Source organism: Cellulosimicrobium sp. PMB13, from assembly GCF_051294865.1.
Classification (GTDB): Bacteria; Actinomycetota; Actinomycetes; order Actinomycetales; family Cellulomonadaceae; genus Cellulosimicrobium.
This window is the reverse complement of the sequence record NZ_CP145910.1, coordinates 155,421-170,041: the sequence shown is the minus strand read 5'-3', so window position 1 is coordinate 170,041 and position 14,621 is coordinate 155,421. Positions and strand designations below refer to the sequence as shown.

General features: G+C 73.4%; 11 protein-coding genes. 7 read left to right on the top strand and 4 right to left on the bottom strand.

Going from position 1 to position 14,621, the window contains the following annotated elements; all coding sequences use genetic code 11:
• The first annotated feature begins 252 nt into the window (after nucleotides 1-252).
• The 4 genes from V5D56_RS00930 (at nucleotide 253) to V5D56_RS00915 (ending at nucleotide 6,791) form a co-directional block, all read left to right on the top strand.
• Nucleotides 253-2,256, top strand: coding sequence for a glycosyltransferase (locus V5D56_RS00930; RefSeq protein WP_435737194.1), 2,004 nt, complete (start codon nucleotides 253-255; stop codon nucleotides 2,254-2,256).
• Nucleotides 2,253-2,999 carry an HlyD family efflux transporter periplasmic adaptor subunit gene (locus tag V5D56_RS00925; protein ID WP_435737193.1) on the top strand — a complete coding sequence of 249 codons (747 nt, stop codon included), beginning with the start codon at nucleotides 2,253-2,255 and terminating at the stop codon, nucleotides 2,997-2,999. The genes V5D56_RS00930 and V5D56_RS00925 overlap by 4 nt, the downstream gene beginning before the upstream one ends.
• Nucleotides 3,000-3,031: 32 nt before the next feature.
• Entirely contained in the window at nucleotides 3,032-5,251 is a 2,220-nt protein-coding gene (locus tag V5D56_RS00920; protein ID WP_435737192.1) for a glycosyl hydrolase, read from the top strand.
• Between the two features lie 166 nt (nucleotides 5,252-5,417).
• Complete coding sequence (locus V5D56_RS00915) at nucleotides 5,418-6,791, top strand: uracil-xanthine permease family protein (RefSeq protein ID WP_435737191.1); 1,374 nt, start codon at nucleotides 5,418-5,420, stop codon at nucleotides 6,789-6,791.
• Nucleotides 6,792-6,959: 168 nt separating this feature from the next.
• On the opposite strand, the gene V5D56_RS00910 is transcribed toward V5D56_RS00915, so the two are convergent.
• The 4 genes from V5D56_RS00910 to V5D56_RS00895 all read right to left on the bottom strand — a co-directional run bounded on the left by V5D56_RS00910 (nucleotide 6,960) and on the right by V5D56_RS00895 (nucleotide 9,868).
• On the bottom strand, nucleotides 6,960-7,922 hold the full coding sequence (locus V5D56_RS00910) for a type IV toxin-antitoxin system AbiEi family antitoxin domain-containing protein (protein WP_435737190.1): 963 nt from the start codon (nucleotides 7,920-7,922) through the stop codon (nucleotides 6,960-6,962).
• A gap of 320 nt (nucleotides 7,923-8,242) precedes the next feature.
• Nucleotides 8,243-8,854, bottom strand: a complete 612-nt coding sequence (locus V5D56_RS00905; protein WP_435737189.1) for a GNAT family N-acetyltransferase — start codon at nucleotides 8,852-8,854, stop codon at nucleotides 8,243-8,245.
• Between the two features lie 41 nt (nucleotides 8,855-8,895).
• A complete protein-coding gene (locus V5D56_RS00900; protein ID WP_435737188.1) occupies nucleotides 8,896-9,546 on the bottom strand; it encodes a LytR C-terminal domain-containing protein in 651 nt (216 codons plus the stop codon).
• A 25-nt stretch (nucleotides 9,547-9,571) separates the two neighbouring features.
• Nucleotides 9,572-9,868, bottom strand: a complete 297-nt coding sequence (locus V5D56_RS00895; protein WP_251149990.1) for a type II toxin-antitoxin system VapB family antitoxin — start codon at nucleotides 9,866-9,868, stop codon at nucleotides 9,572-9,574.
• Nucleotides 9,869-10,239: 371 nt separating this feature from the next.
• Here V5D56_RS00895 and V5D56_RS00890 point away from each other — a divergent pair, with 371 nt between their 5' ends.
• From V5D56_RS00890 to kdpB, 3 genes are all read left to right on the top strand, one after another.
• Nucleotides 10,240-10,329: a potassium-transporting ATPase subunit F gene (locus V5D56_RS00890; protein ID WP_435737187.1), complete on the top strand. Its 90-nt coding sequence runs from the start codon at nucleotides 10,240-10,242 to the stop codon at nucleotides 10,327-10,329.
• A gap of 31 nt (nucleotides 10,330-10,360) precedes the next feature.
• On the top strand, nucleotides 10,361-12,043 hold the full coding sequence (gene kdpA / locus V5D56_RS00885; protein WP_435737186.1) for a potassium-transporting ATPase subunit KdpA: 1,683 nt from the start codon (nucleotides 10,361-10,363) through the stop codon (nucleotides 12,041-12,043).
• A gap of 338 nt (nucleotides 12,044-12,381) precedes the next feature.
• Entirely contained in the window at nucleotides 12,382-14,604 is a 2,223-nt protein-coding gene (kdpB, locus tag V5D56_RS00880; protein WP_435738927.1) for a potassium-transporting ATPase subunit KdpB, read from the top strand.
• The last annotated feature ends 17 nt before the right edge of the window (nucleotides 14,605-14,621 follow it).

Sequence of the window (14,621 nt, the reverse complement as noted above, 5' to 3'; positions counted from 1 at the left end):
TGACACCACCCGAGGTGCCGGTTAGGTTCGCCGCAGACGACGAGGTGGCCCGCTCCCGAGCGGGTCACCTCGACCCGTCTCCGGCTGGTCCTCGCGGACGAGCCGGCAGGGGGCTCGACCGCACGCACGCTGTTGAATCCACGACGCCGACGAGGTCGCCGCACCCCGGGCGCAGAGGGCCCGGCGTGGGCTCGCACCCGCGTCGACCCCCGGCACCCGTCTCTCGAGCCCACCGAGACCCGAGGACACGCGATGGCCGTCTCCGAGTTCGACCGTCTGGTCGTCACCCCCCGCCGCACCGAGTACGTGCGGCCCGAGCCCTTCGGTCCGCGCACCGAGCCCGAGCGCCCGACCGGACCGCCCCGCGACGAGAACTCCGCGGCGCGCTCGCCGTCGCTCGTCATGATCATGCTGCTCGCGACGCTGGGCGTCGTCGCGTACGCGCTCTTCCTCCTCAACCCCGCCAACCGCGGCGACGCCCTCCCGTACGCCATGGTCATCACCGCCGAGACGGTGCTCGTCGCGCAGGCGCTCCTCGCGATGTGGACCGTCCTGTCCAGCGGGCACGACCCGCGCGGCTTCTCCTTCCACCACGCCAAGGACCGGCTGTTCGACGTGCCCGAGATCATCCGCGACGGCGCCGAGGACGACCCGACACGCTGGAACCTGTACCTGCACGACCAGCCCGTCACGGTCGACGTCCTCATCACCACGTACGGCGAGGACCTCGACACCATCGCGCGCACCGTACGCGCCGCGCTCGCGATCCGGGGAACGCACCGCACGTGGGTGCTCGACGACGGCCGGTCCGACGACGTGCGCGACCTCGCCGCCCAGCTCGGCGCCCGCTACGTGCGGCGCCTGTCGAGCAACGGCGCGAAGGCCGGCAACGTCAACCACGCCCTCGCGATCGCGAAGGGCGACCTGTTCGTCATCCTCGACGCCGACTTCGTGGCCAAGCCGGAGTTCCTCGTCGAGACCGTGCCGTTCTTCGTCAAGGACGACGTCGCGTTCGTCCAGACACCGCAGACCTACGGCAACCTCGACAACCTCATCTCACGCGGCGCCGGGTACATGCAGGCCGTGTTCTACCGGTTCGTCCAGCCCGGCCGGAACCGGTTCAACGCCGCGTTCTGCGTCGGCACCAACGTCATCTTCCGCCGCGCCGCGATCGACGACATCGGCGGCATGCACACGGACTCCAAGTCCGAGGACGTGTGGACCTCGCTCATGCTCCACGAGCGTGGCTGGAGGACCGTCTACATCCCCACGACGCTCGCCGTCGGCGACACCCCCGAGACCGTCGAGGCCTACACCAAGCAGCAGCTGCGCTGGGCGACCGGCGGGTTCGAGATCATGCTCCAGCACAACCCGCTGAGCCCACGCCGCCACCTCACGCTCGACCAGCGCCTGCAGTACACCGTCACCGCGACGCACTACCTCGCCGGCATCGCGCCGCTCGTGCTGCTCCTCGTGCCCCCGCTGCAGATCTACCTGGACCTCACCCCGATGAACCTCACGATCTCGTGGGGCACGTGGCTCCTGTACTACGCCGGGTTCTACGTCCTCCAGATCGCCATCGCGTTCTTCACGCTCGGCTCGTTCCGGTGGGAGGTGCTCATGCTCGCGTCCGTGTCGTTCCCCATCTACACCCGAGCACTGTGGAACGCGATGACGGGCAAGGAGCAGGCGTGGCACGTCACCGGGAGCAAGGGGAAGGTGTCCTCACCGTTCAACTACATGATGCCGCAGGTGCTGTTCTTCGCGTTCCTGCTCATCACGTCGGCGGTGGCGGTGTGGAAGGAGTGGGGCGACCCGATGCCGAGCCTGGCGCTCGCATGGAACGTCACCAACACGTTCATCCTCGGCGCGTTCGTCGTCACGGCGTTCCGCGAGTCGTCGGCGGCGAAGCGGGCTGCCCGTGGTGGTCGTCGCGGTCGTGGGCCCCGGGGGCGGGGAGGGGCGGCCGTGCCGGGTCTACCATCCGGCGCCTCGTCCCTCGGCGCCTCCCGCCAGACCCGCCACGACCCGGCACGGCCGCCCCTCCCCACCCCCTCGTCCCTCGCGGGCTCCCGCCAGACCCACCACGACCCGGCGTCGTCGTCCCTCCCCGCCGCCTTGCGGTCGGCTCGCCCTGACGAGGGTCCGGAAGCCCTTGCCTCGCCGGACTCGCGCGCGGCTCGTCGCCGTGAGTCGTCCGTGCCCGACGGCGCGCCCGCGCCGACCGCCGTTCGTCCTGCCGGAGGTGTCGCATGACCTGGTCCAACCGATTGCGCCTCGTCGCGGGGCTGCTCGCCGTCGTGCTCGTGTGCGCTGCGCTGACGCTCGTCATGAACCGGCGGCTCAGCCAGGCGACGAGCGAGACGGCCACGATCCGGGCCGAGTCCCTCGGGATCGGGACCGACTACGCCGGGACCGTGACGGAGTCGCTGGTCGACGAGGGCGACGAGGTCGCCGAGGGTGACCCGTTGTTCACCGTGAGCAGCCTGACGCTGCAGCACGACCTGTCCATCGGGCTCGTGAGCGCCGACACGCAGGCCTACCAGGTGGGCGAGGACGGGACGATCACGCTCGTCGCGCCCTACGACGCCGTCGTGACCGAGGTGTCCGCGCGCGAGGGAGCGTTCGTGGAAGCGGGGTCGACGATCGCGACGCTCGACCGCGCGGGATCGCTGTTCGTCGACGCCGAGGTGTCGCTCGACCCGAGCGACTACGCGCGCGTGCGGCAGGGCGCCCCCGTGACGATCGTGCTGCCCGACCAGAGCGAGATCCCCGGGGAGGTCGCGTCGGTGTCCGTGACGAACGCGGACGACACCGCGGAGGCGACCGTCGAGATCACGAGCGACGCGCTCGCCGACGCCGGGGAGGACGGCGACGGGCAGTCCGGCCTCCTGACGCCCGGCACGCCGGTGACCGCCAGCATCGAGCTGCACGACGACGGCGTGCTCGCCGGTGTCAACGAGAGCTTCGGGCAGTTCCTGCGGAAGGTCGGGCTGTGACGCCCCGCCGCGGTGCGTCGCGAGATCGACCTGTGCGTCGCGACGTCGACCGTCTGAGGGTCGATCTCGGCCGCTCGGGTCGATCTCGCGGGCGGCGGGCGCTCGTCGGTCGCGCCGCGGGGGCCGCCGCCCTGGCCGGCGTGCTGGCGCTCGGCGGCTGTGCCCTGTTCACGTCCGACGCCACGCCTGGCGCGACGGGCACGCCGGGGGCGAGCGACGCCGTCGGGCTGCCGACCGCGGACCGGACGGGGACGGCGCCCGACGTGGACCCCACGATCCTGCCGCAGGAGTCCGTCGGGCCCCCGCCGGCGATGCGCCTCGCGGACGGGCTCGTGCCGCCGACGAACCGCTGGTTCTCGGGGCTGGTGTTCGGCGAGGAGCCGCTGCCCGTCTTCCCGGTGCCGCTCGCCTTCGGGGTGACCGACGGGGGGTTCGCCGTCGGCCTGCCGGAGGTCCAGGTGACCGAGACGTCGATCCTCGGACCGTTCGTGCCGCAGGTCGGGGTGGACGTCGGCGCCGCGGCCTCGCGCGTGACGGCGTACGACACCGCCTCGGTGACGCTCGAGCTGCAGGACGCGTCCGGTGCCGCTCGGGGGAGCGTGACCCTCGTCGAGGGCTCACCCGTGCTCCGCTACACCGCCGCGACGGACCAGACGGCGGACCTCACGCAGGCGTTCGCCGCGTCGGAAGGGCTCGTGACGGCCGACGTCGACGGGCGCGACTGGCTGCTCGTCGGTCCGGACGGTCCGTCGGACGGCTCGGTGCTCGGGCCGGACGGGCGCTCGCTCGACCTCGCCGCGGGGGAGTCGGTCGCGTTCCTCCCCGTCCCGGACGGACTGCCCGACGACGCGTCCGCCGGCGCCGCCGACGACGGCGCGCTGAGGGCGCTCGCCGAGGCGGCGACCGCCCCCGTCACGGGCACGACGCTCGCCTACGGCGTGGCCGACGACGCCGTGACGACGGCGATCACGTACGAGACCGACGCCGGTGCCGACGGGCCGGGGACCGTCGTCGTGCGCCTGCCGCACCAGCGCGAGAGCGGCAGCGTCGAGACCGCGACGTGCGGCCTCGGGACGTACGCGACCGTGCGCGGGACCGTCGACGTGTGCACGGCGACCACCCTCGCGTGGGCTAGCCCCGCCGTCGAACCCGCCGGGACGCTCGATCTCTCGGTCCTCGACGAGGACGCGCGGGGCGAGATCGCGGACCAGGTGCGCGCCGACTGGGCCGCGCACGAGCCGCTGCCGTCGGACACGTACTTCGGTGGCAAGTCGCTCGCGCGCGACGCCAACCTGCTCTCGCTCGCCGAGCAGCTCGGCGTCGACGCGGTGTCCGGGCCGCTGCGCGAGGAGCTGACCGCGGCGCTGCGCGAGTGGGCGGAACCGGACGGGTGCTCGGTGCGCGACGCGCGGTGCTTCGTCTACGACCCCGCCGTGCGGGGTGTCGTCGGGAAGACCCCGTCGTTCGGGTCGGAGGAGTTCAACGACCACCACTTCCACTACGGCTACTTCCTCTACGCCGCCGGTGTGGTGGCGGCGGACGACCCGGCGCTCGCGGCCGACCTCGCCCCTGTCCTCGACCTCCTCGCGGCGGACGTCGCCGCGGGGGCCGGGTCCGAGGACTTCCCTGCGCTGCGCGTGTTCGACGCCTACGCCGGCCACTCGTGGGCGTCGGGATTCTCGCCGTTCGCGGACGGCAACAACCAGGAGTCGGCGTCGGAGGCCGTGTCCGCGTGGAACGGGCTCGCGCTGTGGGCGGCGGCGTCCGGGGACACGTCGGAGGACTCAGGGCTCGAAGCGCAGGCGCGCTGGCTCCTGTCCGCCGAGGCGGCGTCGGCCAAGGCCTACTGGACCGACTTCGACCGCGACGACCCCGCGATCGAAGGATTCACGCCGAGCGTGACGTCGCTCGTGTGGGGCGGCAAGCGGGACTACGCGACGTGGTTCAGCGCCGAGCCGGGCGCCATGCTCGGCATCCTCGTGCTGCCCTCGCAGCCCGTCGCGGACTACCTCGCGGGCGACCCCGAGCGCATCCGGGCGAACCTCGACGCCGAGCTCGCCGGACCGCGCGACGACCCGGCGTCGTGGGACGTGATGTTCGGGGACCAGCTCCTCATGTACGCGTCGCTCGCCGAGCCCGACGACGCGGCCTCGGCCCTGGAGGTCGCGCGCTCGCTCCCGGACGAACGCATCGACGACGGCAGCACCCGCTCGTACCTCCTGGCGTTCCTCCTGACGCACGCCGTGGGCTGAGCTTCCTGCCGAACCCCGGGTTGCGCAGCGATCGTCGGCTTGATCGGGGCACAACCCGGGGTTCGGCGTGCTGTCGGCGAGGGGCTGTACCCGGGAAACGACGCCGTGACGTGAGGGCACTACCCTGCTCCGGGGGTCTTCACACGAACTTCACGGACGGAGAGTCATGAGCGCCATCGGCTGGCGGGTGCACGGGAACGGCAGGACGGTCGCACCGGGGGACGTCGTCGATCCCGACGAGCGGCTGTCGTGGCCGCGGACGATCGGCATCGGCATGCAGCACGTCGTCGCGATGTTCGGCGCGACGTTCCTCGTGCCGCTCATCACCGGGTTCTCCCCGGCGACGACACTGTTCTTCTCCGCGATCGGGACCGTCGGGTTCCTGCTCATCACGCGGAACCGGCTGCCGAGCTACCTGGGGTCGAGCTTCGCGTTCATCGCGCCGATCGGCGCCGCGACCGCGTCGCAGGGCCAGTCGGTCGCGGTCGGCGGCATCCTCGTCACCGGCCTCGTGCTCGCGCTGATCGGCCTGGTGGTGCACCTCGCGGGTGCCCGCTGGATCGACATCGTCATGCCGCCGATCGTCACCGGGACGATCGTCGCGCTCATCGGCCTCAACCTCGCGCCGGTGGCGTGGGGCACGTGCACGCAGGCGGTGGTCGACGGCGAGATCGTCCAGTCGTGCACCAACGGCTTCCGCGCCGCGCCCGTGACGGGGTTCATCACGCTCGCGTCGATCATCCTCGTGACCGTCCTCTTCAAGGGCATCCTCGGGCGCCTGTCGATCCTCGTCGGTGTCGTGATCGGGTACGTGGCCGCCATGATCCAGGGCGAGGTCGACTTCACGGCCGTGCGGGAGGCGGGGTGGTTCGGCCTGCCCGAGTTCGTCACGCCGACGTTCGACGTCGCGGTGCTCGGCCTGTTCGTCCCCGTCGTGCTCGTGCTCATCGCGGAGAACGTCGGTCACGTGAAGTCCGTCGCCGCGATGACGGGCCGGAACCTCGACGACCTCACGGGCCGCGCGCTGTTCGCGGACGGGCTCGCGACGACGTTCGCCGGCATCGGCGGCGGGTCGGGCACCACGACGTACGCCGAGAACATCGGGGTCATGGCCGCGACGCGCGTCTACTCGACCGCGGCGTACTGGGTCGCCGCGGCGACCGCCCTCGTGCTGTCGCTGTCGCCGAAGTTCGGCGCGCTCATCGCGACGATCCCCGCAGGGGTGCTCGGCGGCGCGACGACGATGCTCTACGGCATGATCGGCATCCTCGGCGCGCGGATCTGGGTGCAGAACCGTGTCGACTTCTCCGACCCGGTGAACCTGACGACCGCCGCGGTGCCGCTCGTGATCGGCATCGCGAACTTCTCCTGGGTCCTCGGCGACCTGTCGTTCGAGGGTATCGCGCTCGGCACGGCCGCCGCGCTGGTGATCTACCACCTCATGCGGGCGATCTCGCGGTGGCGCGGGACGAGCCAGGAGCCCGCCAGCCCGGCGTCGGCCCCGGGCGGTGACGAGCCCGCGGTCCACGACGCCCACTGATCCTGCCGAGCCCCGGGTTGCGCCCCGCTCAGCCGGGCGAGGACGACGTAGCCCGGGGTTCGGCGCCGGCCGACGCCGAACCCCGGTCTGTGCCGCGCTCAGAGGCGTGAGGGCGACACAACCCCGGGTTCGGCCCCCAACGGGGACGTCGGGGACGTCGTCTCCCGCTCAGGCGGCCCGACGACGCGCGGCCGACCCCAGCGCGCGGCGCACCGTGCCGTGCGTGCGGCCCGGGACCGTGACGTCGTGCCACGTGAAGCGGAGCACCGCGGCGACGTCTCCGGTGACCAGGTCGTTGTGACGTTCCCGGTCCGCGAACGCGGCGACGGGCGTGTCGTGGACCTCCGCGCCGTCGACCTCGGCGAGGAGCCACCGCCCGTCGTCGAGCCGCCAGCCGAGGTCGCCGCGGCGGGCCGCGCCGCTCGCACCCACCAAGGGCACCTGCAGCGCGTCGGGTGGGACGCCGCCGTCGGTGCAGTCGAGGCGGGCCCATGTCTCGAGCGGCGACTCCGAGCGTCCGTCCGCGAGCTCCCACCACGCGTGCGTGCGGGCGACGCCGCGTCGACCGCGCGCGTGGTCGTGCGCCCGGTCCAGGCCGGCCGGGTCGAGGAGCCCGAGGTGGAGCGACGAGTCCATCACGGACACCGCCGGTCCGCGGTCCAGCTCCGGTACCGCCTGCGCGAGCGCCCACTCCGGGCTGGCGACGTACCGGTCGCCGACCCGCACGACCGTCATCCCGTCGTCGAACATGCGCAGGACGACGCCGTCTCGCGACTCCAGCGCACGCCCCCCGGGCAGAGCTGCCTGCGGGGTCACGCGGGTCGGGAGGCCGGTCACGCCGAGCAGCGCCAGTGCGCACGGTCCGACGGCGACCGCGTCCGGCCCGAAGGCGAGGAGCGCCGCCCAGGCGGCGCGTCGGCGTCGATGGTCGTGCGGCCGCTGTGCGACGGGAGTCGCGTCGGTGTCGTACACGCCACGGGTGATGCGCGACCACGTCTCCGCGCGGAGCAGGCGACCGACGACCGCGGGGCCGAGCCCGGCGTCGCGACACTGAGCGGTGCTGACGAGACTCTCCTGGCGGGCGGCGACGACCCGAAGATCGTCGGGGACGGCGCGAGTCGGCGTGGGCATGGACGCATTCCAGCCGTCCGGACGGAGCCGAGGCCGTCGCGACGAGCACGGCTGTGGACGGGGACGTCGAATCCGGGCCTGTGGACGCCCAGGATCGGCCCCCTCGCCGTCGGGCCCGAACGAGGCGCGCCGCCCCACCGGCCGCCGAACCCCGGGTTGGCCCGCGATCAGGTCAGCGATGGCGACGTAACCCGGGGTTCGGCACCCAGCGACGCCGAACACCGGGTTGTGTCGCGATCAGGTCCGCGACAGCCACACAACCCGGGGTTCGGCCGTGGGGTGGCCACATGACCAGGAGTTCGGCCGCGGGTGAGCGGACGTCAGAGCCGCAGGCCCAGCGTCATGCCTCCGCCGTCGCGGGTCAGCTCGGTGAAGCCGAGGTGCCGGTAGAACCCGACGGCGCCGATGTTCGCGTGCGCCACGCCCAGGTGGACGCCCGGGACGCCGTCGGCCCGCAGCGCGTCGAACAGGGTCTCGAGCAGCCGGCGACCGTTGCCCCCGCCCTGCGCGGCGGGCAGGAGGTCGACGTGCAGGTGCGCGGGGAACTCGCCGACCACGTCGGGCTCGGGGCGGTGCGGCGCGTGGATCTGCCGCACGAGCCCCTCGTCCGGCGAGCCGTCGGGGAACGAGCCCACCGGGTACCGCTCGCGCAGCGGGGGCCACCAGTCACGCTCGCACGCGGCGTCGAACGCGACCGTGTCCCGCGCGCCGACGACGTAGCCCACGGCGTCCCCGCCGTCGTCGAGCACGAACGCGAGCCCCGGTTCGAGCGCGAGGTACGCGCCGAGGTAGACCTCGCCCAGCAGGCGCGGGTCGACGTAGAGGTCGCTCGCGTCGGTGCCCGAAGCACCGGTGCGCAGGCAGATGTCGTAGAGGCGGTCGACCTCCGCACGGTCGTCGACGCGCGCGGGGCGCAGGGGCAGGGGGTTCATCGGGCAGCCGTTCGCAGGGGCATCGCCGGGTCGGCGGGCCGTCAGCCCTCGGCGGGCGGGACAGGGAGCGGGCGCGGCGTGATCTGGTCGGCCGGCACGCAGCCCTCCAGGTTCTCCAGCGGGACGTCCGCGGCGATCCCGATCAGCTCGAGGTCCACGAGGTCCTCGAAGTCCGCGCCGATGTACAGGGTCACGGTGGTGTCCTGGCGGGTGTCGAGGACGAGCCCGGGTTCCGGGTAGTGCGCCGCGAGCGTGTAAGCGGGGGCGATGCCTCCCGCCCCGAAGTGGATCTGCGTGCGCGCGAGGGCGTCCGGCTCGTCGTCGCCGTCCAGGTCCTCGGCGTTCGCGACGCCGTCGATCGTGAACCCGCGCTCGGTGAGGACGTCCTTGTTGATGCCCGCGAGCGGCTCGTCCCGGCCGGACGCGTTGACGATCGTCACGTGCACGTCCGCCGCCGCCGCGGGAAGCGCGCCCTCGGGCACGCACGGCACCTCGACGTCCGCGAGGGCGTCGACCACCTCCGGCGTGGAGAACGGCCGGGAGAACGGCGCCTCGATCGCGCCCGTGTACACCGCGAGCGCGCCCAGTCCGGTGACCGCCAGGGCGGCGATGAGCAGCCCGAACACGACGGCCTGGCGCTCGTGGATGCGCCGGCGGCGCACGGAGCGGGCGCGGTCGGGCTCGGTGGTCACGCCAGAAACCTACCCGACCGCGCGCTCATCGGAGCGTCAGGACGCGAGCGTGCAGGATCGCGCGCTGCTGGAGCGCCGCACGGACCGCCCGGTGCAGCCCGTCCTCGAGGTAGAGGACGCCGTCGTACTCGACGACGTGCGCGAAGAGGTCCCCGTAGAACGTCGAGTCCTCGGCGAGCAGCGCGTCGAGGTCGAGCGTGCGTTTGGTCGTCACGAGCTCGTCGAGACGCACCTGCCGGGGCGGCACGTCCGTCCAGTCCTTGACGCTCACCTTGCCGTGGTCCGGGTAGGGGCGCCCGTCTCCGACGGCCTTGAAGATCATGCGGCACATCCTAGGTGCCCGACGACGCCCCGCACCCGGCGCTTCCGCGCGCGGTCACGCGGTCGTCACGTTCTCCCCACGAAGCATCCGGCAGACCCGGGTAGGCCACGCACGGTCAGGATGCCGTCAGGGACCGACGGCGGGGCGTCAGGGTTCCGTCAGGACGCACCCGGGGCGCGCGCTCGCGGACGTAGAACGGCATCGAGCGCGGTCGTCGCGCTCCGGCCGTCGCGCCGAGCGCGACCGGCCGCCCGTCGTCGTGAAGGCGTCCTGCTCATGGCCGACCTGGCCTACCTCCTCCTCACCGTCGCGTTCTTCGCCGCGGTCGCGCTCGTCGCGCGCCGGCACGGATCGTCGCGAGGGTCCCGATGATGGCCCTCGACTGGATCGCGCTGGCCGCGATCGTCGGCACCCTCGGCTACCTCTTCGTCGCGCTGCTGCGCAGCGACCGGGCCCGGTGAGCGCGCCGTGCCCATCGATGTGACCACCGCTGTGACCACCGGGACGGACCCCGCGGTCGTGTGGGCCGCCGTCGGGCAGGTGGCCCTGCTCGTCGTCGCGCTCGCCGCCGTGCACGCCCCGCTCGGCGCGTACATGGCGCGCGTCTTCACGTCGCCGCGCCACCTCGCCGTCGAGCGCGCCGGCTACCGCGCCGCACGCGTCGACCCCGACGCCGAGCAGACGTGGAGCACCTACCTCTTCTCCCTGCTCGGCTTCTCGCTCGTCTCCGTGCTCGTGCTCTACGCGCTCGGTCGCCTGCAGGAGCACCTCCCGCTCGACCTCGGGTTCACCGGGCTCGACCCCGCCGGCGCGTGGAACTCCGCCGTCTCGTTCGTGACGAACACGAACTGGCAGTGGTACTCCGGGGAGGCGGCGGCCGGGCACCTGCTCCAGATGGCCGGGTTCGCCGTGCAGAACTTCGTCTCCGCGGCGGTCGGGATGTCGGTGGCGATCGCGCTCGTCCGCGGGTTCGCACGCTCCGGCACCGACGCGCGGATCGGCAACTTCTGGACCGACCTCACGCGGTCCGTCGTCCGGATCCTCCTGCCCATCGCGTTCGTCGCGGCCGTGGTCCTCGTCGCGAACGGCGTGATCCAGAACCTGAACCCCCACACCGCCGTCGAGACGCTCGCGGGCGGGACCCAGCACGTGCTCGGCGGTCCGGTGGCGTCCCAGGAGGCGATCAAGGAGCTCGGCACCAACGGCGGCGGGTTCTTCAACGCCAACTCCGCCCACCCGCTCGAGAACCCGAACCCCTTCACCAACCTGCTGGAGATCTTCCTGCTCCTCCTGATCCCCGTCACGCTGCCCCGCACGTTCGGGCTCATGGTCGGCGACCGGCGCCAGGGCTGGGCGATCCTGGGCGCGATGGGCGCGCTGTTCACCGTCGCCCTGGCCCTCACGACGTGGGCCGAGCTCGCCGGCCCGGGCGCCGCGCCGCAGGCCGCGGGAGCGGCGATGGAGGGCAAGGAGACCCGGTTCGGGCTCGCGGCGAGCGCCTTGTTCGCCACCGCCACGACCGGCACGTCGACCGGCGCGGTGAACTCCATGCACGACTCGCTCACCGCACCGGGCGGGGGAGTGGTCCTGTTCAACATGCTGCTCGGCGAGATCGCGCCGGGCGGCGTGGGCGCCGGCCTCTACGGGATGCTCGTCCTCGCGATCGTCGCCGTGTTCGTCGCCGGGCTCATGGTCGGCAGGACCCCGGAGTACCTCGGCAAGAAGATCGGGCGCCCCGAGATCACCCTCGTCGCGCTGTACATCCTCACGACGCCCGCCGTCGTCCTCGTCGGCACCGCGCTGTCCGTCACGCTGCCCGCCGGCCTCGCCGGCCAGCAGGAGACCGGTCCGCACGGCCTGACCGAGGTGCTCTACGCGTTCGCGTCCGCCGGGAACAACAACGGGTCCGCGTTCGGCGGGCTGACCACCGGCACGCCGTACTACGACACGCTGCTCGGCCTCGCGATGCTCGTCGGCCGCTTCGTGCCCATCGCGCTCGTCCTCGCCCTCGCCGGCCGGCTCGCGAGCCAGAAGGCCGTCCCCGCGTCGGCCGGGACGCTCCCGACGCACCAGCCCCTGTTCGTCGGCCTGCTCGGGACCGTCGCGCTCGTCGTCGTCGGCCTCACCTTCATCCCCGTCCTGTCCCTCGGTCCTGTCGTGGAGTCCTTGTCATGAGCACGTCGTCATCGTCTGATCGTCCTGCGGTGGGGTCGCCTTCGGCGGTCCCGGTCGCCTCCGCGTCCGCCTCCTCCGGTGGGTCGCTCACCTCCGCGGCCGCCTCCCCGGGAGGGGCGGCGGGTCTACCATCCGCGCCGCTCGTCCCTCGCGGCGCTCCCGCCAGACCCGCCACGACCCGCCGCCCCTCCCGGTCCGGCGGCCGCTCGTCCGTCGCCGCCGGTGTCCTCGTGGCCGACGGCGGTGGGTCGGGGTCGGCGGGTGCCGTGCCCGACGGCGGTGAGTCGGGTGCCGCTGGTTCTGCGCCCGACGGCGGTGGGTCGCCCTCCGGCGGTCCCGTGGCCGACGGCGGGCGGTCGCGGCCGGCGCGGGCGCTCACCGGGGCGCAGGTGCGGGCGGCGCTGCCGGCCGCGGTGCGCAAGCTCGACCCGCGGGTGCTGTACCGGTCGCCCGTGCTGTTCGTCGTCGAGCTCGGGGCCGTCGCGACGACGGCGCTCGCGGTCGTCGAGCCGACGGCGTTCGCCTGGTGGATCACCGCGTGGCTGTGGGCGACGGTGCTGTTCGCGACGCTCGCCGAGTCGGTCGCGGAGGCGCGCGGCAAGGCGCAGGCGTCCAGCCTGCGCGCGACCCAGCGCGGCACGACGGCACGGCGCGTCGTGTCGGCGAGCGCCGCCGCCGGTGTGGCGACGGGGCCCGCGGTCGACGCGACCGTCATGGACGCACGCCTGCACACGCTGCCCGTGACGGAGGTCGCGTCGTCGGAGCTGCGCGTGGGCGACCTGGTCGTGGTCGAGGCGGGAGAGACGATCCCCGGGGACGGCGACGTCGTCGAGGGCGTCGCGTCGGTCGACGAGTCCGCGATCACCGGGGAGTCCGCGCCCGTGATCCGCGAGTCGGGCGGTGACCGGTCGGCGGTGACCGGCGGGACGGTCGTCCTGTCCGACCGGATCGTCGTGCGCATCACGGCTCCGGCGGGGCAGACGTTCGTCGACCGGATGATCGCGCTCGTCGAGGGCAGCGAGCGGCAGCGCACACCGAACGAGATCGCGCTGAACATCCTCCTGACGTCGCTGACGATCGTGTTCGTGCTCGCCGTGGCGACGCTCCAGCCGTTCGCCGCGTACTCGGGGGCGAAGCAGTCGCTGGTCGTGCTCGTCGCGCTGCTGGTGTGCCTCATCCCGACGACGATCGGCGCGCTGCTCTCCGCGATCGGCATCGCGGGCATGGACCGGCTCGTGCGGCGCAACGTGCTCGCGATGTCCGGCCGTGCGGTCGAGGCCGCGGGCGACGTCGACGTGCTCCTGCTCGACAAGACCGGCACGATCACGCACGGCAACCGGTTCGCGACCGAGCTCCTGCCCGTCGGCGACGTCTCGGTGGACGAGCTCGCGGCGGCGGCGCGGCTCGCGTCGCTCGCCGACGAGACGCCGGAGGGTCGCAGCATCGTCGACCTCGTGGAGCGCACGTGCCCGGGTGGCCTGCCCGACGACGCGGGCGACCTCGCCCGGGCGGGCGACCCCGCGCCGTCGGGCACGAGCGGCAGGCGGGACGAGCTGGCGGGCGCGACGCTCGTCGCGTTCACCGCGCAGACGCGCATGTCCGGGGTGGACCTGCCTGTGGACCCGCCTGTGGACATCTCTCGTGCGGGCGGTACGCGGCGCCTGCGCAAGGGGGCGGGCAGCGCCGTCGAGCGGTGGGTGCTGTCGACCGGCGGCACGCTCGCCGGGCGCGAGGCCGACGCGCTGGCCGCCCACGTCGACGCCGTGAGCTCGCAGGGCGGCACGCCGCTCGTCGTCGCGGAGCAGGTCGGCGACGGGCCCGCCCGCGTGCTGGGTGTCGTCCGCCTCAAGGACGTCGTCAAGGACGGGCTGCGCGAGCGGTTCGACCAGCTGCGCGCGATGGGCATCCGCAGCGTCATGGTCACGGGCGACAACGCGGTGACCGCGCGCGCGATCGCCGCCGAGGCGGGCGTCGACGACGTCCTGGCCGAGGCGACGCCCGAGGACAAGCTCGCGCTCATCCGGCGCGAGCAGGAGGGCGGACGGCTCGTCGCGATGGCCGGCGACGGGACGAACGACGCGCCCGCGCTCGCGCAGGCGGACGTCGGGGTCGCGATGAACACCGGGACGACCGCCGCCAAGGAGGCGGGGAACATGGTCGACCTCGACTCGAACCCCACCAAGCTCCTCGAGATCGTCGAGATCGGCAAGCAGCTGCTCATCACGCGCGGGGCGCTGACCACGTTCTCCGTGGCGAACGACGTGGCGAAGTACTTCGCGATCCTGCCCGCCATGTTCCTGGGCGTGTTCCCCGCGCTCGGCGTGCTCAACGTCATGCGCCTGTCGAGCCCCGAGTCGGCGATCCTCTCGGCGGTGATCTTCAACGCGCTGATCATCGTCGCGCTCGTCCCGCTCGCGCTGCGCGGCGTGCGGTACCGGCCCGCGTCCGCGTCGTCGATGCTGCGCCGCAACCTTCTGGTCTACGGCGTCGGCGGGCTCGTCGCCCCGTTCGTCGGCATCAAGCTCGTCGACCTGCTCGTCTCGCTCCTGCCGGGCTTCTGACCGCGCCCCCGAGCCGC